19 protein-coding genes are annotated in these 18,905 nt (G+C 68.1%); 12 read left to right on the forward strand and 7 right to left on the reverse strand.

Going from position 1 to position 18,905, the window contains the following annotated elements; translation table 11 throughout:
* The first annotated feature begins 210 nt into the window (after positions 1 to 210).
* Positions 211 to 1,200: an aldo/keto reductase gene (locus BLT27_RS04785; protein ID WP_089731900.1), complete on the forward strand. Its 990-nt coding sequence runs from the start codon at positions 211 to 213 to the stop codon at positions 1,198 to 1,200.
* A gap of 98 nt (positions 1,201 to 1,298) precedes the next feature.
* Positions 1,299 to 3,986: a PAS domain-containing protein gene (locus tag BLT27_RS04790; protein ID WP_089731901.1), complete on the forward strand. Its 2,688-nt coding sequence runs from the start codon at positions 1,299 to 1,301 to the stop codon at positions 3,984 to 3,986.
* Between the two features lie 18 nt (positions 3,987 to 4,004).
* Here the strand turns inward: BLT27_RS04790 and msrA are convergent, their stop codons facing one another.
* The 3 genes from msrA to BLT27_RS04805 all read right to left on the reverse strand — a co-directional run bounded on the left by msrA (position 4,005) and on the right by BLT27_RS04805 (position 8,366).
* Positions 4,005 to 4,532: a peptide-methionine (S)-S-oxide reductase MsrA gene (gene msrA, locus BLT27_RS04795; protein WP_089731902.1), complete on the reverse strand. Its 528-nt coding sequence runs from the start codon at positions 4,530 to 4,532 to the stop codon at positions 4,005 to 4,007.
* A gap of 43 nt (positions 4,533 to 4,575) precedes the next feature.
* Positions 4,576 to 7,212 carry a PKD domain-containing protein gene (locus BLT27_RS04800; RefSeq protein WP_089731903.1) on the reverse strand — a complete coding sequence of 879 codons (2,637 nt, stop codon included), beginning with the start codon at positions 7,210 to 7,212 and terminating at the stop codon, positions 4,576 to 4,578.
* A 95-nt stretch (positions 7,213 to 7,307) separates the two neighbouring features.
* Positions 7,308 to 8,366, reverse strand: a complete 1,059-nt coding sequence (locus tag BLT27_RS04805; protein WP_089731904.1) for a CNNM domain-containing protein — start codon at positions 8,364 to 8,366, stop codon at positions 7,308 to 7,310.
* Between the two features lie 308 nt (positions 8,367 to 8,674).
* Between BLT27_RS04805 and BLT27_RS04810 the strand changes: the two genes are divergently transcribed.
* Complete coding sequence (locus BLT27_RS04810; protein ID WP_089731905.1) at positions 8,675 to 8,974, forward strand: PadR family transcriptional regulator; 300 nt, start codon at positions 8,675 to 8,677, stop codon at positions 8,972 to 8,974.
* Between the two features lie 72 nt (positions 8,975 to 9,046).
* Here the strand turns inward: BLT27_RS04810 and BLT27_RS04815 are convergent, their stop codons facing one another.
* Both BLT27_RS04815 and BLT27_RS04820 read right to left on the reverse strand, forming a co-directional pair.
* Positions 9,047 to 9,787 carry a class I SAM-dependent methyltransferase gene (locus BLT27_RS04815; protein WP_089731906.1) on the reverse strand — a complete coding sequence of 247 codons (741 nt, stop codon included), beginning with the start codon at positions 9,785 to 9,787 and terminating at the stop codon, positions 9,047 to 9,049.
* On the reverse strand, positions 9,784 to 10,563 hold the full coding sequence (locus BLT27_RS04820; RefSeq protein ID WP_139172253.1) for a DICT sensory domain-containing protein: 780 nt from the start codon (positions 10,561 to 10,563) through the stop codon (positions 9,784 to 9,786). Before BLT27_RS04820 ends, BLT27_RS04815 begins: the two co-directional genes overlap by 4 nt.
* A 193-nt stretch (positions 10,564 to 10,756) precedes the next feature.
* Between BLT27_RS04820 and BLT27_RS04825 the strand changes: the two genes are divergently transcribed.
* Positions 10,757 to 10,996 (forward strand): UPF0058 family protein, encoded by a 240-nt coding sequence (locus BLT27_RS04825; protein ID WP_089731908.1) that lies wholly within the window; start codon positions 10,757 to 10,759, stop codon positions 10,994 to 10,996.
* A 73-nt stretch (positions 10,997 to 11,069) separates the two neighbouring features.
* On the opposite strand, the gene BLT27_RS04830 is transcribed toward BLT27_RS04825, so the two are convergent.
* Positions 11,070 to 11,522, reverse strand: coding sequence for a DUF555 domain-containing protein (locus BLT27_RS04830; RefSeq protein ID WP_089731909.1), 453 nt, complete (start codon positions 11,520 to 11,522; stop codon positions 11,070 to 11,072).
* Positions 11,523 to 11,657: 135 nt separating this feature from the next.
* On the opposite strand from BLT27_RS04830, the gene BLT27_RS04835 reads away from it, so the two are divergent.
* From BLT27_RS04835 to BLT27_RS04855, 5 genes are all read left to right on the forward strand, one after another.
* The gene (locus BLT27_RS04835) at positions 11,658 to 12,584 is read left to right on the forward strand and encodes a DNA-3-methyladenine glycosylase family protein (protein WP_089731910.1); all 927 of its coding nucleotides are present in this window, start codon (positions 11,658 to 11,660) and stop codon (positions 12,582 to 12,584) included.
* 55 nt (positions 12,585 to 12,639) lie between these two features.
* A complete protein-coding gene (locus tag BLT27_RS04840; protein WP_089731911.1) occupies positions 12,640 to 12,921 on the forward strand; it encodes an acylphosphatase in 282 nt (93 codons plus the stop codon).
* 83 nt (positions 12,922 to 13,004) lie between these two features.
* Positions 13,005 to 14,444, forward strand: a complete 1,440-nt coding sequence (locus BLT27_RS04845; protein ID WP_089731912.1) for an NAD(P)H-hydrate dehydratase — start codon at positions 13,005 to 13,007, stop codon at positions 14,442 to 14,444.
* Positions 14,437 to 14,940, forward strand: a complete 504-nt coding sequence (gene moaC, locus BLT27_RS04850) for a cyclic pyranopterin monophosphate synthase MoaC (protein ID WP_089731913.1) — start codon at positions 14,437 to 14,439, stop codon at positions 14,938 to 14,940. Before BLT27_RS04845 ends, moaC begins: the two co-directional genes overlap by 8 nt.
* The gene (locus BLT27_RS04855; protein WP_089731914.1) at positions 14,937 to 15,959 is read left to right on the forward strand and encodes an NAD(P)H-dependent flavin oxidoreductase; all 1,023 of its coding nucleotides are present in this window, start codon (positions 14,937 to 14,939) and stop codon (positions 15,957 to 15,959) included. Before moaC ends, BLT27_RS04855 begins: the two co-directional genes overlap by 4 nt.
* A 1-nt stretch (position 15,960) precedes the next feature.
* On the opposite strand, the gene hflX is transcribed toward BLT27_RS04855, so the two are convergent.
* Complete coding sequence (hflX, locus tag BLT27_RS04860; protein WP_089731915.1) at positions 15,961 to 17,253, reverse strand: GTPase HflX; 1,293 nt, start codon at positions 17,251 to 17,253, stop codon at positions 15,961 to 15,963.
* 308 nt (positions 17,254 to 17,561) lie between these two features.
* Here hflX and BLT27_RS04865 point away from each other — a divergent pair, with 308 nt between their 5' ends.
* From BLT27_RS04865 to BLT27_RS04875, 3 genes are all read left to right on the forward strand, one after another.
* Entirely contained in the window at positions 17,562 to 17,888 is a 327-nt protein-coding gene (locus tag BLT27_RS04865) for an FUN14 domain-containing protein (protein ID WP_089731916.1), read from the forward strand.
* Between the two features lie 60 nt (positions 17,889 to 17,948).
* A complete protein-coding gene (locus BLT27_RS04870; protein ID WP_089731917.1) occupies positions 17,949 to 18,458 on the forward strand; it encodes a GNAT family N-acetyltransferase in 510 nt (169 codons plus the stop codon).
* A gap of 70 nt (positions 18,459 to 18,528) precedes the next feature.
* On the forward strand, positions 18,529 to 18,885 hold the full coding sequence (locus BLT27_RS04875) for a hypothetical protein (RefSeq protein ID WP_089731918.1): 357 nt from the start codon (positions 18,529 to 18,531) through the stop codon (positions 18,883 to 18,885).
* The last annotated feature ends 20 nt before the right edge of the window (positions 18,886 to 18,905 follow it).

Here is an 18,905-nt window from a genome sequence, read left to right on the forward strand (position 1 = left end):
ACCTTTCGAGAGACGTTTAGAAGTTTTACAAGCCGTCCTGAAAGCTCAATCCATATCTGGCCTGCTGGTTGTGTTTGAATCCGAACAACTGTTGCAGTCCCGGTCGGGCGGGCTCGAACGGGTCGTTCGACCGGCTCGAACGACGGCGCGCCCCCCGAACGGTTTACCGGGGCTTCCGAATTTATACGTCCGGCCGCGCTACCGCCGGCTATGGAACTGGACTACGTTCCGCTCGGACGGACGGGTACGATGGTCAGCGAACTCGCCTTCGGCACCTGGCGCTTCGGCCGCGAGACGGAGGCCGGCGTCGAGATCGGCGAGAACCGGGCCTACGAACTCCTCGACGCCTACGAGTCACACGGCGGCCGCTTCATCGACACCGCGGACGTCTACGGCGGCGGCGACAGCGAGACGTGGATCGGCAACTGGCTGGCCGACCGCGACCGCGAGGACTACGTCATCGCCTCGAAGATCTACTGGCCGACGCGCGAGGACGACCCGAACGGCCGCGGGCTCTCGCGCAAGCACCTCCGCCGACAGATCGACCAGATGCTGGAGCGACTCGGAACGGACTACGTCGACCTGCTGTACATCCACCGGTGGGACGACGACACGCCGGCAGAGGAGTTCATGCGAACCCTGAACCGGTTCGTCGAGGACGGCAAGGTGAACTACCTCGGCGCGTCCACGATGTACCCGAACGCCTGGAAGGTGGCGAAGGCGAACGAGCTCGCCGAACGCAGGGGCTACGAGCCGTTCACCGTCACGCAGCCGCGGTACAACCTGGTCGACCGCGAGGTCGAGGCGAACTACCTCGACATGTGCGCCGACTACGACCTCGGCCTCTGTCCGTGGAGCCCGCTCGCTCAGGGGTTCCTCACCGGCAAGTACACGCGGGCAGACCAGACGCCGGAGGACTCGAAGGTCGCCGCCGAGGACCGCTTCCGCGATAACTACCTCACCGACGAGAACTTCGACCTGCTCGACGAGCTCCACGCCGTCGCCGACGAGGTCGGTGCCTCCCCCGCACAGACCGCCATCGCGTGGCTCCAGCATCACGACCGGGTCTCCGTCCCGCTCCTCGGCGCGCGAACCGTCGAGCAGCTCGAGGAGAACCTCGGTGCCGCCGCCGTCGACCTCTCGCAGGAACAGTTCGAACGGCTCGCCGACGCGAAGGAACAGCCGCTGGGGAACATCTGACGGTCGCCGTCTCCGGCCCCGAGTGAGCGGGCCGGGGGCGTCGCGAGGGCCGTCAAGATTTTATCCCGGTTTTCGTTCGATAACAGTGGTAACAGCTGATGGCCGAAGACTCTCCGGTCAGTGTCGTCTGGGTCGCCGTCGAGGACAGCTCGCGACCGACCGACGAGACCGTCCCCGACGGTGTCGACGCCGTTCTCTCGGCCGGAGCGGCGACGGACCACGCGGCTGCGCTCGAGAACCCCGCCGAAACCTGTTTCGTCGCTGCGGGCGTCCCCGGGTTAGTCTGGTTCAGGCAGTGTGCCGACGTGGTCTCGCAGCCGCCGCCGGCGCTCCTCGTGGTCGACGACGCGAGCCTGGCCGAGGCGGCCGCGTCGGGCCCCGTCGACGAGGTCGTCTGGCAGGCCGCTGTCGCGAATCCGAAGCGTTTCGCGCTCCGTGTCGGCCGGGCGGTCGAGGCGTGGTCCGAAGGCGGGCATCCGAGCGGCCCCGAATTGGACCCGCTCGTCGAGCACACACGCGACCTCGTCGCGGTCGTCGGGCGCGACGGCCGCCTGCGACACTGGAACCCCGCGGTCGAGACCGTCCTCGGCAAGACGGCGACGGAGCTCGACGGCCTCGACGTCCGGTCGCTGGTCGACGACGCGCACACACCTCGACTCGACGACCACCTCGCGGCGGTCGCCGAGGGCGAGACGCGGACGGTCCAGCTCGACGTACGCACGGCCGACGGCGAACGCCAGCCCGTCGAGTTCGAGACGAGCCCCATCGTGGTCGGGGGGACGATAGTCGGCCTCTGTGCCATCGGCCGTGACGTGACGGAGCGCGAGGCCCGGACGGAACAGCTTCGTCGGACGGAGCGTCGGTTCGAGGCGGTGTTCGCCGACCCGAGCTCGTTCCTCGGCGTCCTCGACACCGACGGCCGGCTCCTCGACGTGAACGAACGGGCCTGCGAGTTCGCGGGCATCGCCGCGGCGGATGCGACCGGGCGGCAGTTCTGGACGCTGCCCTGGTGGTCTCACTCCGGCACCGAACGCGACCGTGTCAGGGCCGCCATCGACCGCGCGGCCGACGGCGAGTTCGTCCGGTTCAAGACGACGAACGTCGGCGCTGGCGGCGAGATCATCCACCTCGACACCTCGCTGCGCCCGGTGGTCCGCGACGACGGGACCGTCGGCTCCATCGTCGTCGAGGGGACCGATATCGGCGACGAGGTGAAGGCGAACCGGGAGCGCGAACTACTGCTCGACGCCATCCAGTCCGCCGCCCGGTCTCCCGACCTCGGGGCCGCGCTGACCGCGACCCTGCGGACGGTCGTCGGGAACACGAACGCCGTCTACGGTGAGGCCTGGATTCCGGACGGCGACGAACTGCGGTTCCAGGACGCGTGGTGGACCGGGAGTTCTGCGCTCGAGTCGTTCGGCCGGCAGCGCAGCGGGTTCGAGCTCTCCCGGGGCGAGGGGCTGCCCGGACGGGTCTGGGAGACGGGTGCGCCGGAGTGGGTGCCGGACCTCGAAGCCGGCAGCGAGGCCCAGCTCCCGTGGCTCGGCGAGGTCGTCCAGTTCGGGCTGCAGAGCGCGGTCGCGGTGCCGGTGCTCGGCACCGACGGCAGCGTCCTGACCGTCCTCGTGTTGCTGACGGACACGAGCCAGGGTCGCGACGACCACTTCCTCGAACTGCTCGAGACCATCACGGCGCACCTCGGAGCCATCCTCCAGCGGAAGCTGACCGAGGCCGAGCTGGCCGCCGAGCGGGAGCGCCAGCAGCGACTCCTCGAGACCAGCCCGGTCGGTATCCTCGTCGTCGACAGCGACGGCTCCCTCGAACAGGAGAACCAGCGCGCCCGCGACATCCTCGGCGTCGACGACGGCCGGACGGTCGCGGAGGCCTACGAGCACGAACCGTGGCGCGTGACCCCGACGGCGGCGGACGGTCCGACGCTCGCGGACGGCTGGTTCCAGGAGGTTTCGGCGACCGGCACCGCGATACGCAACGAGGTGTACGTCGTCGACCGGGCCGACGGCGAGCGGCTCTGGCTGCTCGTCAACGCCGCGGCAGTCGGGGACGACGAGGGGGAGGTCATCGTCTCCTTCTCGGACATCACCGAACAGAAGCGACACGAGCAGGCGCTCCAGAACCAGGCCGAACGGGTGAGCGTCCTCAACCGCGTGCTGCGACACGACCTGCGGACGCATCTGACCGTCGTCGGCGGGCTCCTCGACCGCATCGTCGAGCAGGCCGACGTGCCGGCGGCCCCGGTCGAGGATATCCGCCGGTCGCTCGACGACATCGAAGAGCTGAGCCAGCGCGCCAGACACATCGAGACCGCGTTCGAGTCCGACGCCCGGAACACCTTCGACCTCTCCGCGCTGGTCGACCGCGCCGCCGCCGACCTCGTCGACACGCACCCGAACGCGCAGGTGCGGGTCACCGAGCGGCGTTCACCGCCGGTCCTCGCACACGAACACCTCCGGCTCGTCCTCGACAACCTGCTCGAGAACGCCGTCGTCCACCACGACGACGACCGACCGACGGTCCGGGTGTCCATCGCACGCCACGACGAGGGGACCGTGCGGCTCGTCGTCGCGGACGACGGCCCCGGAATCCCGGAGTCGGAGATCGAGCTCCGCGAGTCGGGGTTCGAGACCGCACTGGAGCACTCCGACGGGCTCGGACTGTGGATCGTCCGCTGGCTCGTCTCGAAGTCGGACGGCGAACTCAGGCTCGAACAGACGGCGGCCGGTTCGCGGGCCGTCGTCCTCCTTCCGGTCGCGCCCGGAGCGGGGTGACACCGGGACCGGACACGGCTACTGCGCTCTCGTCGCGAACTTCTCGCGGACCGTCTCTATCTTCGGGTCGGCGTGGAACGTACAGTAGCGGTCGTTCGGGTTCTTGTCGTAGTAGTTCTGGTGGTGTTCCTCGGCCTCGTAGAACGTCTCGAGGTCGACGACCTCGGTCACGATGTCGTCGTCGTACTCGCTGTCGAGTTCGTCGACGAACGCCGCGGCGAACTCGCGTTGCTCGTCGTCGTGAGCGAGGATGATGGAGCGGTACTGCGTCCCGACGTCCGGCCCCTGCCGGTTGAGCTGGGTCGGGTCGTGGACCGTGAAGAACACCTTGAGCACGTCCTCGAAGCCGAGCACGCCGGTGTCGTACTCGACCTGGACGACCTCCGCGTGACCCGTCTCGCCGGAGCAGACCTGCTCGTACGTCGGGTCCGTGACGTGACCTCCCGCGTAGCCGGAGGTGACTGACTCAACACCCTCGAGTTCCTCGAACGCTGCCTCGATACACCAGAAGCAGCCGCCGCCGAGCGTCGCTCGTGCTGTCGTCATAAAGCCACGTAAGGTCGGGACCGGCAAAACCCCGTCGGAACCCTCAGTTCTCGGTGACTTCGAACGTCGTCTCGGACGTGTTCGCCTCGACGAGCTCGTCGTCGTCGTTCCACGCGTAGGCGATGACCCCGACCGTCCGCTCGCCGGGGCTCTCGAAGCTACCGGCTCCGACCGGGAGCTCGATGACTCCCTCCGAGAGCGCGCCGCGGAGCGACCCCGTACTCGTCGGCCCGACGTCGACGAACTCGCCCGTGCCGGGTACCTGCCAGTCGTACCCGAGGATGTAGCGGTCGGGTCCGGTGGCGTACGAGCCGGTCGCGTCGAGCGTGACACGCTCGCCGACCGACGGCGTCGGCGCGGAGACGTCGAGCTCGGCCTGCACGGTGTCTGTAAGTTCGTCGTACTCGGTTGCGCTGTCGGGTTCAGGTTCGACCTGGAACTCGGCGATGTCGGTCCCCGTGTTGCCGTCAGCGTCCTCGACGGTCAGGTAGAGGCGGTACGTGGCCTCGATGTCGAACGTGTGCGAGAGCGTCGGGTCGCTCGTCGTCTCCTCGAGGATGTCCGTGTTGTCGGCACGCGGAATCTCGCGGTCGAGGTCCCAGTGGTAGCTCAGGCCGTCGCCGACGGCGTCGACGGAGCCGCTACCGTCGAACTCGTTGGGCTGTCCGGTGTACCGCGCGTTCGGGACCGACAGCAGTGCCTCCGTCCGCTCCTCGACGCTCAGGGTCCGGCTCGTCTCCGCGGTGTCGCCGTCCTCGTTCTCGACGGTGAGGTACATGCGGTACGCGCCCTCGATGTCGAACGTGTACTCGATCGTCGGCTCCTCGGTCTCCTCCCAGAGGATGTCCGGCTCCTGTGGTGTGCGTCGGACCAGTTCCCAGGTGTAGGTGAGCGCCTGACCGTTCGGGTCGCTGGAGCGCTCGGCGCTGAACTCCTGTGGGATACCGACCGCACCGTCGTCGGAGACCGAGAGCAACGCGTTCGGCCCGGTGAGGTCGAGGGTGGCGGTCTCGGTGTCCGTGCGGCCCCAGTCGTCCTCGACGGTCAGGGAGAGCGTGTACGTCTCGTCGAACTCGAACGTGTGGCTCATCGTGTCCCCGTCGGTCTCCTTCACGTCGGTGTTGTCCCGGCGCGGAATCTCGCGGTCGAGGTCCCAGTGGTAGCTGAGGCCCTCGCCGAGCGGGTCCGACGAGTCCCTGGCGGAGAAGAACGCCTCCTCGCCGACGTTGACCGGGTCGTAGGCGATCTCCGCGGTCGGGCCGTCGGCGGGGTCGCCAACCTCGAAGCTGTCTGTGATCACGTCGGCCTGCCCCTGTTCGTCGACGACACTGAGGTACACCCGGTAGTATCCCTCCCCGTAGGCGGACTCGTGTTCGATGGAGTCCGGGACCTCGTTCGGAATCGTCGTTTCGACCGTCTCGCCGAAGTAGTACAGTGGCTGGACGGTGTCGTTCGACATGTTGACCACCCGCCACCGATAGTGGTCGATGTCGTTGCCGCAGTCGCCGCAGTAGGACGAGCTCGCGTCGAGAGTGAGCGCCTCGTCCCCTCCGTCGTAGGACACGTACGAGCTTGCTGTCGGCGGGTTGTAGCGCTGGTCGGCCGGCAACGACGGAAGGTCGATATCCGCGGGGTCCGTCTCCGACTGGTTCGCCGGGATGTTCACCGTCAGCTCCTTGCTCGACGGCACGTACTGGTTGGGGTCGCCGCCACGGTCCTCGGGGACCGACAGGTACCCCCATTCGGTGTCCTGGGTGAGGGTGAAGGAGCCGGACTCACCTTCGGGGACGGTGACGGTGAAGTCCGCGAAGTGAGCGTTGAACTCGCCGAGGTCGCCGCTACAGCGGTGTAGTTCCAGCACGTCGTCGCCGTAGGCGCTGTAGGACTCGTAGCAACCCTCCGCGGTGAACGCCTCGATGAGCCCCGTGAGGTTCTTGGCAACACCGTACAGTGTCAGCACTCCCCCGACCAGTGCGAGCATGGGCGTACTCGCGAATCCGAGTGCGGTGGTCACGAGCCCGATGGCCGGGCCGAATCCGCTCGGCGGGGTCGGCTTCTCCGGGTCGGCCTGGTCCTGCAGTTCGGCCGCGACCTGGGACTGCAGTTCCTCGAACGTCTCGGGAAGTTCGGCGTCGGGGTCGGAGACCTGCGAGAGCGGGACGCTGGTGTCCCAGGCGTAGTTCGGCGTGAACGCGATGCGGCCGCAGCTGTTCGAGCCGGCGTCGATGGTCATCGAGAGCTGTCTCGCGATACCGGCCCCTCCGGCCTCCGTCTGGTCGGGGTCGAAGCACTGGATTCGTGCGAGCCCGTACGAGAAGCCGACGGCGACGAACCGGTGCCGAACGCCGACCCGGTCGTCGTTCTCGCCACAGCTCGGTCGGATGACGTCGTCCTCGTCGGGCAACGTGGTGTTGACGTGGGCGATGGCGAGGTTCTCGAAGACGCCCTGTTCGACGTCGACCTGTCCCGCGGCGTTCAGGTCCGATGCCCTGTGAAGGGTAGGGAACGACTGCGTCAGCAGGTCGTCCTGGTCGAGGAACGACACCGTCGCCTTCTCCATGGAGTCCGGTTGCGACGCGCCAGCGACCGGCAGCGAGGCCGCACCCGCGAGCGCGCTCGCCCCGACCGCCATCGACTGGAGGACGTCTCGACGTTCGAGACCGTCGGACTGTTCGGTCATTGATTCGTACAGTGTCGCCGAGAATCTTAACCTTTTCTTCGTTAGACTATGTGTAGAATAAATACTCTATGCCGTCTGGGGCTTTCGAGGGCCGGTCACCGCATCGCGTCGCGGTCGAGGGGGTCCTCGATGTCACCCATGACCGTCTCCAGCGCGTCCGTCGCGGTGAGGAGCCCCCGGACCTCGCCCTCCGCCATGGCGAGCGCGAGCTCCTGCCCCTCGGCCTGGAACTGGTCGATGACGTCGCTGACGCTCGTGTCCACCGCGACGGTCATCGGCGGCGCGGCGACGTCCGCCAGGTCCAACTCCTCGGCACGAATCTCGTCGACGTGCTCGAGCAGCGACGGCACGTAGACGACGCCGCGGTAGTCGTCGAGGTCGCTGCCGATGAGGGGGTAGCGCGTGTGCGGCGAGTCGTACACCTTCTCGAGGTTCTCCTCGATGGGGTCCGCCGTCGAGAGGACGACGGCGTCGTCGATGTCGACCATGACGTCGCCGACCATGATCTCGTCGACGGTCAGCGCGTTGATGACCTCCTCGTGGCGCTCCTCGGAGAGGTCTCCCTGTTCGAGCAGGAAGTTCAGCCGGTTCCGCAGCTGTGCACGGTTCTCGATGACGTCCTCCTCAGCCTCGAGCCACGCGCCGGTCATCTCGACACCGAACAGCTTCAGCGTCGCCTTCGCCACGGTGTCACCGATACTGATGATGGGGGAGATGACCCAGGCGAACCAGTAGAGCGGTCGCGCCCCCCACTTGCAGACGAACTTCGTGCGCTCGACGCCCAGGTACGTCGGCGTCTGTTCCCCGTGGGTGAGGTGGACGAGGTTGATGATGAGGAAGGCGAGTAGCCCACCCGCCCCGAGGGAGGCCAGCGCGGTGTTGTGGAAGTACGGCTCGAAGATGGCCCCGAGTGCGGGTTCGGCGACGATACCGACCGCGATGCTCGAGGCGGTGATACCGACCTGACAGCTCGTCAGGTAGATCTCGAGGTCGTCCGTCATCTCCCAGGCACGCCGGAGCGCCGGTGTGTCGAACTCCGACTCCGAGTACTGTCTGACCCGCGTCAGTGCGAACTCGATCGCGACGAAGAACCCGTTTGCCAGGATGAGAGCGACCCCAGCGAGTAGCCGGATGGCGATTTCGAGCGAGTTCATCTCGTTGCCGGCTTCCGTCCAATCCGGCAAAAATGGCGGGGGTTACTGTCTTGGGTCGACGCACCCGGCGTCGGGGAACCGGTGTCCTTTTGAGAGCGCCACCGATAGTCAGGGTCACTGATTCCCCTTCGCCAGCGTCGTTCAGGGGATACCTTTCTTCTGTCTTTCTTACTGGTGCTGGCAAGTATCCTGCCGTCGATACACCCGATTCGGCTGAATCCGTTCGGCATGAAAGACACCGAAACCGAACCGGCCGAATCGATTCAGGAAACAAAACACTCATTTTCTCGGGATACTTTTGTACCACTATGTACGACCTCACAGGGTTCCAGCGGGACCTGTTGTACGTAATTGCGGGGCTCGACGACCCCCACGGACTCGCGATCAAGGATGAGCTCGAAGACTACTACGAATCCGAGATTCACCACGGTCGACTCTACCCGAACCTCGACACGCTCGTCGACAAGGGCCTCGTCGAGAAGGGCGAGCTGGACCGGCGGACGAACTTCTACACACTGACCCGGCGCGGTCGCCGCGAGATCGACGCCAGACAGGAGTGGGAAGCGGAGTACGTCGACCAGATGGAGACGGCGGAAGCGTCTTCCTAACCGACCGATAGGTCCCGCCACCGACGGGCAGCACACGAGGGAACAGGGACCACGGATTCACGGCACCCCGATTCATTCTTTCGACGCGACGACCGACAGCGGCAGCGCCGGTCGGCGCTCGAACAGGCTCCGGATCCGGCCACGGTGTCCGCCGTCCGGGCCGTCGTCGGCCCCGGCCTCGTCACGGCGGACGAGTCGTCCCCGGACGATTGGCGCGACCGGCGGAACGCCGGCGCCGATACGCTCGAACGCGACCGTCTCGAAGCGTTCGTCCGCCAGGAACCGCTCGTCCGTCGCCCGGTCGAGCTGGCAGCCCGCCGCGAGGTGCCCCCAGACGGGCTGGACCGTCGTCTGGAGTCGGGCCTGCAAGCCGTCGGCGCGCACGTGTTCGAGGAACCGGAACTCGCCACCGGGTTTCAGGACGCGTGCCACCTCGTCGAGCGCCGCGTCGAACGCCGGGATGGTGCAGAACACGAGAGCGGCGACGACGACGTCGACGCTGTCGTCGGCGAGGGGGAGCGACTCCGCGCCGGTCGGATGGATGGTGGCCGAGAGGCCGCACCGGCGGGCGCGCTCGACCGCCCGCGTTCGCATGTGCGGGTCCGGCTCGACCCCGATGACCTCGACGGCGTCGCTGTCGGCGAGGTCCGGGAACATCGCACCGGTGCCGACACCGATGTCCAGCACCGTGCCGTCGATGTCGGCCGCCAGCCACCGTCGATGGCGCTCGATACGGCGCTCGAACGGCGCGACGACGGGGTCGTAGATGGCCGCGAACAACGGATGTCCCGCCCCAGATGCGTCGTCTGTCACTGGAACCCGCCAGTGACGTACGCCTGAACGTCAGCGATACGGTCGGGGTCGAACGTCCAGAACCCCTTCCAGGGCCCCAGTCGACCGTCCTCGCCGGGGAGCTGGTGGCAGACGAGTGCCGCCGACTCCGTCGGGTCGGTCGGGTGGACGTAGACGACGAACCACGCACGACGGAGCTCCTCGACGGGGGCGTCCGTGTAGCTCGTCGCGTCGATGTCGCCGGGGACGGGCGCGTCCGCGATGCCGTAGATGTTCACGTCGACACCGGTCTCCCCGAGCGAGCGGTAGACCTCCTGGGTGCCACGTTCGTCCCGCAGTCGCGAGAGGTACTGGAAGCTCGAGTGTATCTCCCCGACCCCGTGTTCCCAGGCCCGTGCCTCGATGTACCGGGAGAGCTCGATGAGGAGGAACTTCTGTTTGCGGGTGTCGGGATAGCCCTCGACGGTGAAGACGGTGTCCGCGAGTCCGAGGATTGCTTCCGGGGTGTCGACAGCGTCCAGGTCGCGGGCGCCGGAGATGTAGGTGTCCGAGTTGACGAACAGGATGGCGTTCTGCAACGACTCCAGCGAGGAGCTGAACGTCGTGCCGTCGGTCCGCGAGACGACGACGGTGTCGCTGGGGACGGCGCCGTCGCTCCCTTCCTCGACGATGGTGACCGGTTGCTCGTCGAACAGGTCGTCCAGCATCCCCTGGACGACGTCCGATGTCTGCCTATCGACGACCGTCAAGGTCCGTGAATCCTCCTCGACGCGGTCGATAAGCTCCATAAGACCCATACTAGCCGCAGTTCCCGAACGGCATTAAACGTTCCCGCCAGGCGAAACCGCAAGCAGTAAGACGCGTCTACAGACAGCCGGCGGCGACCCCCGAGGCGGCCGTGAGCGGGTGTCTGCGGGGTGACTGGAGCGACTGTGTGTTAACGCGACTCAGGATAATAATATAACCCTCCAGCCGGTAGAACGGTTTGCTATGAAGAAGCAGGAGCTCATCCACCTTCACGGACTGCTTGCGGAAGTATCCACACACTACGAGACAACGGCCGACGGCGACCTCAACCTAGACGAGTACGAGTCCCTCGGTATTCGACCAACGAGCATCCACAAATCGAAGACTGACCACAAGGCAGCTGTTTTTGCACTCGCGAACGGCATCACCTCCGACATGAGTTCCGAGGAGTCCGAAGAGACGGTCGCCGTCTCCGCAGACTAAACGGGAGAACTCGTCCTACACTGAACCAGAACCCGACAGCGACGGCTTCGTCTCGCTCGAAGCCCGCGATTCGTTACTCGATCAGGTCCTCGAACTCCGGCAGGACCTCGTCGTCGCCGTCCTCGGCCTCGTGAGCGTCGTCGTCTGCAGTCTGTGCTTCCTCCTCCTCCGCTTCGGTCTCCTCGTCGTCGTTCTCGATGACTTCGACTTCGAGGACCTCCAGCGGGATGTTCTCCAGCCGCATCCCGATCTCCTTGCGAGCGATACGGGACGCGTGTTCCTCGCGTTCGACGTTGAACACCGTCATCTCCAGTTCGAGGGCGACCAACGCCTCGTCCGCTGCGATGAACGCGGGCGGGAGCTCCTCGCCGGACGGCGACGTCCGGCTGCCCATGTTGATCTCGACGTAGTTGAGGTCCGGATTCAGCATCTCGCCAGTTTTCGAGATGGCGATGCGAACGGCTTCGTCCGGTGTCGCTACGTCGTAAACCGGCACTGCAGCTTCGACGACAACTCTGCAGTTCATGCAGTAGTAGGGTTGCCCGCCGAACAGTATCAAGGTTGGCGTTCGTTCACCCCACCGGCCGACGGCGTCAGGACCGACCGGGACGACGACCCGGCTCCGTAACCCCCAAACCGACGCGGCCCGGACGGTCGGTCGATGGAGACAGGGTCTATCCCGCTGTCGTCGCTACCCGGCGGCTTCGACGCGCACGCGACGCTGGAGAGTGGCCAGTCCTACCTCTGGCGGCGCGAGGACGGACGGATGTACGAGGGCGACGAGGACGGCTCGCCGTGGTACTACATCGCGCTCGACCTCGACCGACGAGACGCCGCGACCGTCCCGCTTCCCGACGGTGGGCCACACGCCATCCGGTTCCGCGTCGCGGCGGACAGCCTCGAGTGGGAGGCGACGTGCGAGGCCCACGACGCGCTCGTCCACCTCCTCCGGCTCGACGACGACCTCGACGCCATCGTCGCGGATGCGCCCGACGAGTCGCTGATAGACGAGGCGTACGACGCCTACCGCGGCCTCCGGCTCGTGCGCGACCCGCCCTTCGGCTGTACCGTCTCGTTCATCTGCTCGGCACAGATGCGCGTCGAACGCATCCACGAGATGGTGTCGACCCTCGCTCGCGAGTACGGCGAGCCGGTGACACTCGACGGGCGCACCTACCACGCCTTCCCCACGCCCGACCGGCTCGCGGCGACGACGGAGGACGAGCTGCGCGACCTCGGGCTCGGCTACCGTGCGCCCTACGTGCAACGGACTGCCGAGATGGTCGCCACGGACGAGGCCCACCCCGCGGCGGCGGCCGGCCTGGCGTACGAGGACGCCCGCGAGTACCTCACCCGGTTCGTCGGGGTGGGCGAGAAGGTCGCCGATTGCATCCTCCTGTTCTCGCTCGGCTACGACGAGGCCATCCCACTCGATACGTGGATGCGTACCGTCGTGTCGGACTACTACCCCGACTGCGACCGTGGCAACTACGCGGAGACGTCCCGGGCGCTCCGCGAGCGCTTCGGCGGTCGATACGCCGGCTACGTGCAGACCTACGTGTTCCACCTGCTGCGGACCCGGGAGTGAGCCGGCCGCAACGCCGACACCCAGCCTTTTCTCGACCGACGCCGTCGTCCAACGTATGAGCGAGCGACGAACCCGTGCACACGTCTTCGTCACCGGTCGCGTCCAGGGCGTCTACTACCGTGCGAACACCCGCGACACCGCCGGCGAGTACGGCGTCGACGGCTGGGTTCGGAACCTCGACGACGGCCGCGTCGAGGCCGTGTTCGAGGGACCGGAGGACGCCGTGGCGGCGATGGTGGAGTGGTGTCACGAGGGCTCGCCCGCCGCGGACGTCGAAGACGTTGCGGCCGAGTACGAGGCGCCACAGGGTGAGGAGGGCTTCCACATACGGCGCTGACAGCCGGGCCGTCGCCCGCAGGCTGGCGTCGGCGCGCCGCGGGAGGGCGCGGATTTACCACGCCCCCGTTCGAACCAACCGCCATGATTACGAGCGACCGCATGGCCCAGGTCGACGAGAACGCCGCGGCCCTCGGAGCCCCGCGCAAGCAGCTCATGGAGTCGAGCGGCAACGCCGTCGCGCGCTTCGTCCGCGATGTCGCACGGCCCGGTGACCGCATCGCCGTCGTCGCCGGCCGTGGGAACAACGGCGGCGACGCGTTCGTCGCGGCCCGCTTCCTCGACGAGTTCGAGGTGACGACGCTGTTGCTCGGGCGCGCCGACGCCATCTCGACGGACATCGCCCGCGAGAACTGGGACGCGCTCCAGCAGGCCGAGTACGACACCCGCGAGGTGCGGGACTCGACGGCCCTCTCGCTCCCCGACGCCGACGTGGTCGTGGACGCGATGCTTGGCACCGGCGTGACGGGGGCGCTCCGCGAGCCCGAGGCGACCGCCGCCCGGGCCATCAACGACGCCGACGCGACGGTCGTCGCCGTCGACGTGCCCTCCGGGGTCGACGCGGACACCGGCGAGGCCGCGGGCGTGGCGGTCGAGGCGGACCACGTCGTCACGTTCCACGACGCGAAGCCCGGGCTCGGGGACGTGGACGCCGCCGTCACCGTCGCCGACATCGGCATCCCCGAGGCCGCCGAGACGTTCGTCGGCCCCGGCGACCTGCGCGTGCTCTCCCGGGACCCGATGGCCCACAAGGGCGATTTCGGCGAGGTGCTCGTCGTCGGCGGCGGGCCGTACACCGGTGCACCCGCGCTCTCGGCGCAGGCCGCGATGCGCGCCGGTGCGGACCTCGTTCGCGTCGCCTGCCCCGCGAGCGTCGCCGACACCATCCAGGGCTACGAGGAGGGGCTCATCGTGCGCGGCTTCGGGGGGGAGCTGCTCCGCCCGAGCCACGTGGACCAGCTGCTCGACGCCGCCGTCGACGCCGACTGCGTGCTCGTCGGGCCGGGGCTCGGCCGGGCCGAGGGGACGCTCTCTGCCGTCCGCGAGTTCCTCGCCGAGTACGACGGCCGGGCAGTGGTCGACGCGGACGCGCTCCGGGCGGTCCCCGACGTCGACACCGACGCGGACCTGCTCTGTACCCCCCACCAGGGCGAACTCGTCGCCATGGGCGGCCAGACCGACGACGACTGGGAGACGCGGGCCGACCTCGTCGCCGACTTCGCGGCGGACCTCGGCGGGACGCTCCTCGTGAAGAGTGCCTACGACGTGGTGAGCGACGGCGAGACGACACGCGTCAACCGCACCGGCAACCCCGGCATGACCGTCGGGGGGACCGGCGACGTGCTCGCGGGCATCTGCGCCGCGCTCGCGAGCACGCACGACCCCGTCACCGCCGGCTCGGTGGCAGCGTACGTCAACGGCCTCGCCGGCGACGCGGTCGTCGACGAGCAGGGCTACGGCCTCTTCGCCAGCGACCTGCTCGCCGAGATTCCACACGCGATGTGGGGTGGGCGCGATGTCTGAGGAGGACAAAACGACGGGCGACGCCGGCGACCTCACCCACGTCGACGACGACGGCGACGCACAGATGGTCGACGTGGGTGCGAAGCCGGACTCCCGGCGACGGGCGGTTGCCGAGGGGACCATCCACCTCCGCGAGTCGACCGTCGACGCCGTCCGCGCGGACGAGGTCGAGAAGGGCGAGGTGCTCGCGACCGCGCGAATCGGGGCCATCCAGGCGGTCAAGCACACCTGGGAGACCATCCCGATGTGCCACCAGATCCCGGTGACGAACGTCGACACCGCGTTCGACGTGGCGGCCGACACCGTCACGCTGACCGTCGCCGTCGAGACGACCGGGAAGACCGGCTGCGAGATGGAGGCCCTGGAGGGCGTGACGACGGGGCTGAACGTCGTCTGGGACATGGTGAAGGCCGCCGAGAAGGACGCCGACGGCGAGTACCCCGAGACGAGAATCGCGGACGTGCGAGTCGTCGAGAAGACGAAGGCAGCGCCATGACGGGGTTCGACACCCCCGCGACCGACCTGCTCGGTATCGACCACCCCGTCGTCCAGGCACCCATCGGGAGCGCGACCTGCCCCGAGCTGGCCGCCGCGGTCGCCGACGCCGGCGGCCTGGGCCACCTCGCCGTGACGTGGCGGGACCGCGAGGGGACCCGACGCGTCGTCGAGGAGACCGCCGCCGCGACCGACGGGACGTTCGCGGTGAACCTCGTCCTCGACGGCGAGACCGGCGTGCTGGACCCCGGCGAGCACGTCGAGGCGGTGCTCGACGCCGGTGCCGAGGTCGTCTCGTTCTCCTTCGGCGAGGCCGCCCCCCACGTCTCTCGCTGTCACGACGCCGGTGCCACCGTGCTCCAGACCGTCACCGACGCCGACTCCGCTCGCGAGGCCGAGTCCGCGGGCGTCGACTGCGTCGTCACCCAGGGCTGGGAGGCCGGCGGCCACGTCCAGGGCGAGGTGGCGACGATGCCCCTCGTCCCGCGCGTCGCCGACGCCGTCGACGTGCCGGTCGTCGCAGCGGGGGGCATCGCCGACGGGCGGGGGCTGGCCGCGGCGCTCGCGCTCGGAGCCGACGCCGCCTGGCTCGGCACCCGGTTCCTCGCGACGGCGGAGGCGCGCGTCCACCGGGTGTACCGGGAGCGGCTGCTCGCCGCGAGCGAGTCGGCGACCGCCTACACCGAGCTGTTCGACAAGGGCTGGCCCGGGATGCCCCACCGGGTCGTCCAGAACGAGACCGTGCGCCGCTGGCGAGCGGCCGGCGAACCCGCCCCCGGCGACCGACCCGGCGAGACCGACACCGTGGCGCGGGCCGGCGACGGCGAGCCGATCGAGCGCTACGACGAGGCGCTCGCGACGCCCGAGGTGTCCGGCGACGTCGACGACATGGCGCTGTTCGCGGGGCAGTCCGCGGGGCTCGCCGACGAGGTACGGCCGGCCGGCGAGGTCGTCACCGCGGTCGTCTCCGAGGCGGCGGCGACGCTGGACGGGCTCGACGAACAACGGCGGGAGAACTGAGTCACTGCAGCGGCGTCGAGAGGTCGCCGGCCCGAGAGCGCGCCTGCTCGACGACCGCCGGCCGGGCCTCGAAGTCGACCATCACGTCCTCGTCGCCGTAGGTCACGTCGTCGACGTTCGCGTTGTCGTGGATCCACGAGACGAGGCTCATCGTGTCGTCGGTCATCGGGAGCACCAGCCGCTCGTGCTCCCAGTCGGGCAGTTCGTGGACGATGCGCTCGCGTAGTTCGTCGACGTTCAGCCCCTCCATGCCGGAGACGGCGACGGGGTTCGGCGCGAGCGCGGAGAGCGCCTCGCGCTTCTCGGCGAGTTCGTCGTCGTCGACCGCGTCGATCTTGTTCAGCACGGTGACGATGGGTGCCTCGTTGCGCTCGTACAGCGTGTCGTGCGAGGTGACGAGCTTCTCGCGTATCTCCTCGACCGGCTCGCTCACGTCAACGACCAGCAGCACGAGGTCGGCCCGGTAGACGGAGTCCAGCGTCGACTTGAACGACTCGACGAGCCAGTGTGGCAGGTCGGAGATGAACCCGACCGTGTCCGTCAGCAGCACGTCGCGGTCCTCGATGTCGGCGCGGCGGGTCGTCGTCCCGAGGGTCGTGAAGAGCCGGTCCTCGGACTCGGCGGTCGCGTCGAGGTCCGGATGGAGGTCCTCGTTCGTGTCGACGTCGAGGTCCTTCGCCAGCCGGCGCAGCAGCGTCGACTTGCCGGCGTTGGTGTAGCCAGCGAGCGCGACGAGGTCGAAGCCGGCCTCGTGCCGGCGCTCGCGTCGGTCCTGCTCCGTCTGCTCGATGCGCTCCAGCTCGTCCCGGATGCGGGAGATCTGGTCCTTGATGTCCTGCTCGCGGCTCTCGTCGTACTCACCGAGCCCCATGAAGCCGGGATGCTCGTCGCGCTTCGCGAGACTGGTCTTTGCCTCCGCGCGCGGGAGCTCGTACCGCAGTTCCGCGAGCTCGACCTGGAGCTGTGCCTTGCGGGTCTGTGCCCGCTGGCCGAATATCTCCAGGATGAGCGTGAACCGGTCCATCAGCTCGGTGTCGTCGGGGAGCTTCTGGCCCAGGTTGTACATCTGGTACGGGCCGAGCCGGTTGTCGAAGATGACCGTATCGGCGTCCTCACGGGCCGCGAGCGCCGCGAGCTCGTCTGCCTTCCCCTCGCCCAGCTGGAGCGCCGGGTCGGCGGTGCGCGACTGGGTCAGCTCCGAGACCACGTCGTAGCCCGCGGCCGCGGCGAGCTGGCGTATCTCCTCCGTGTCGGCGACGCCGTTGTCGACGCGTTTCGCGATGATGGCTCTCATCGAGCCACCTCGGCCGCACCGCTGGCCGGTCGATACTGTGTCCCACCCGACGGCGCGACCGCCACCGGGCCCTCGACGCTAGGCTCGGCGGTCCGCCACCTCGATGCTGCGTACACGTTCCATACCGACTGTAACCGCTCACCCCTCTTCAATCTCTCCCCGCGAGGGTCACGGTACACGGTCGTTCCAGCGGCCGTCTAGCGATTCCCGTCGGTCGCTTCAACGACGCTCGAATCCTGCCGCCCTCGGGGAGTGTGCTACGTACTGGCCCCAAAAGACTTATTCAGCAGTCGCGTCCGTATCAGGATATGCTATCCCTACAGCTCGCCATCGACCCCCAGCAACTCGGGCTGGAGCTCGGGACTGGGGCCGTCATCGGCGGTCTCATCGGGTTCGCGGCCAAGAAGGTCGCCAAGATCATCGCCATCCTCGTGGGTCTCGAACTCGCCCTGTTCAAGTTCCTCGAATCGAAGGGCTACATCACCGTCAAGTGGGACGAACTCAGCGGCGGCATCCTCGGCGCGGCCGAGGGTGCACAGGATGTCGACGCGGGCTGGGTCGAGCCCATCCTCTCCACGCTGTCCATCGGCGCGGGCTTCACCGGCGGCTTCATGGTCGGCTTCCGGAAGGGATAATCGATGGCGGCACTCTCCGATTTCTCGCGGTTTGATTCTTCTCGGCGTTGGCCTCGACGCGTGCCCAGTCCGCTCTCCATTCGTCGCTACCGCCCTGCCGACGCCGAGCGCGTCCGGAGCCTCCACGTCGAGGCCCTCCGCGACGTTGGCGCGTTCTTCGCCGACACCGACGTGGATGTCGACCTGCTCGACGTCGAAGCCAGTTACCTCGATTCTGGCGGGGGGGTCGGCACCGTCGCCGACCGCACTGTCGCCATGGGCGCGTTTCGACCGCCGGGTGAGCGTATCCAGCACGTCCTCGGGGACCTGCCCGACGATACTGCCGAACTCAAGCGGATGCGCGTCGACCCCGCCCACCAGCGCCGCGGCTACGGACAGCAGGTCCTCGACGAACTGGAGCGCCGGGCGCGCGAATCGGGATACCGGACGCTCGTGCTGGACGTGACCGACCGACAACCGGGTGCGAAGCGGTTCTACGAGGACAACGACTGTTCGGAGTGTGGATCCGTTGAAGTGTCGGCGTTCGCGGAGCCGTTCGTCCAGCGGATCTACCGGAAGGAACTGGAGTAGTCCTCCGGTCCCGTCGCTGTCATCGGGGGAGAAAGCACTCACAACACCGTCGGGTATCACCAGTCGTGCTATGTACCGGGCCGCAATCGCCGCCTGTCTCGTCCTCTCGCTCGTCCTCGCGGGCTGTTCCGGTCTCGTCGAACCGGTAGAGCCACGACCGTCGGGACACGTCCAGGGCAGCGTCGTCTCCGAGGATTCGACCGTCGTCAGCCTCACCTCGTCAAGCATCCCCGAAGACTCGCACGTCGCGGCAGCCGTTCGGGCCGCAGTCGCAGAGCACGAACGGGTGAGTGGCGGCGGCACCGTCGCGGTGTTCCTGAACGCATCGGAGTTGGCGACCGCCGAGGGGCGTCTGGAAGCGCTGGAGACCTCCTCCGTCCGTTACGAGGGGTACGTCGTGGAGCTGCTGCTGGCGGTCGAAGACTAACTCCGAAGGACCGGAGGGCC

Origin of the sequence: Haloarchaeobius iranensis, assembly GCF_900103505.1 — an archaeon.
GTDB classification, from domain to species: Archaea; Halobacteriota; Halobacteria; order Halobacteriales; family Natrialbaceae; genus Haloarchaeobius; species Haloarchaeobius iranensis.

Bases quoted from the DNA above. Each gene is read 5' to 3' on its own strand.
- BLT27_RS04785 (WP_089731900.1), top strand. From the start codon at position 211: ATGGAACTGGACTACGTTCCGCTCGGACGGACGGGTACGATGGTCAGC.
- BLT27_RS04790 (WP_089731901.1), top strand. From the start codon at position 1,299: ATGGCCGAAGACTCTCCGGTCAGTGTCGTCTGGGTCGCCGTCGAGGAC.
- msrA (WP_089731902.1), bottom strand. From the start codon at position 4,532: ATGACGACAGCACGAGCGACGCTCGGCGGCGGCTGCTTCTGGTGTATC.
- BLT27_RS04800 (WP_089731903.1), bottom strand. From the start codon at position 7,212: ATGACCGAACAGTCCGACGGTCTCGAACGTCGAGACGTCCTCCAGTCG.
- BLT27_RS04805 (WP_089731904.1), bottom strand. From the start codon at position 8,366: ATGAACTCGCTCGAAATCGCCATCCGGCTACTCGCTGGGGTCGCTCTC.
- BLT27_RS04810 (WP_089731905.1), top strand. From the start codon at position 8,675: ATGTACGACCTCACAGGGTTCCAGCGGGACCTGTTGTACGTAATTGCG.
- BLT27_RS04820 (WP_139172253.1), bottom strand. From the start codon at position 10,563: ATGGGTCTTATGGAGCTTATCGACCGCGTCGAGGAGGATTCACGGACC.
- BLT27_RS04825 (WP_089731908.1), top strand. From the start codon at position 10,757: ATGAAGAAGCAGGAGCTCATCCACCTTCACGGACTGCTTGCGGAAGTA.
- BLT27_RS04830 (WP_089731909.1), bottom strand. From the start codon at position 11,522: ATGAACTGCAGAGTTGTCGTCGAAGCTGCAGTGCCGGTTTACGACGTA.
- BLT27_RS04835 (WP_089731910.1), top strand. From the start codon at position 11,658: ATGGAGACAGGGTCTATCCCGCTGTCGTCGCTACCCGGCGGCTTCGAC.
- BLT27_RS04840 (WP_089731911.1), top strand. From the start codon at position 12,640: ATGAGCGAGCGACGAACCCGTGCACACGTCTTCGTCACCGGTCGCGTC.
- BLT27_RS04845 (WP_089731912.1), top strand. From the start codon at position 13,005: ATGATTACGAGCGACCGCATGGCCCAGGTCGACGAGAACGCCGCGGCC.
- moaC (WP_089731913.1), top strand. From the start codon at position 14,437: ATGTCTGAGGAGGACAAAACGACGGGCGACGCCGGCGACCTCACCCAC.
- BLT27_RS04855 (WP_089731914.1), top strand. From the start codon at position 14,937: ATGACGGGGTTCGACACCCCCGCGACCGACCTGCTCGGTATCGACCAC.
- hflX (WP_089731915.1), bottom strand. From the start codon at position 17,253: ATGAGAGCCATCATCGCGAAACGCGTCGACAACGGCGTCGCCGACACG.
- BLT27_RS04865 (WP_089731916.1), top strand. From the start codon at position 17,562: ATGCTATCCCTACAGCTCGCCATCGACCCCCAGCAACTCGGGCTGGAG.
- BLT27_RS04875 (WP_089731918.1), top strand. From the start codon at position 18,529: ATGTACCGGGCCGCAATCGCCGCCTGTCTCGTCCTCTCGCTCGTCCTC.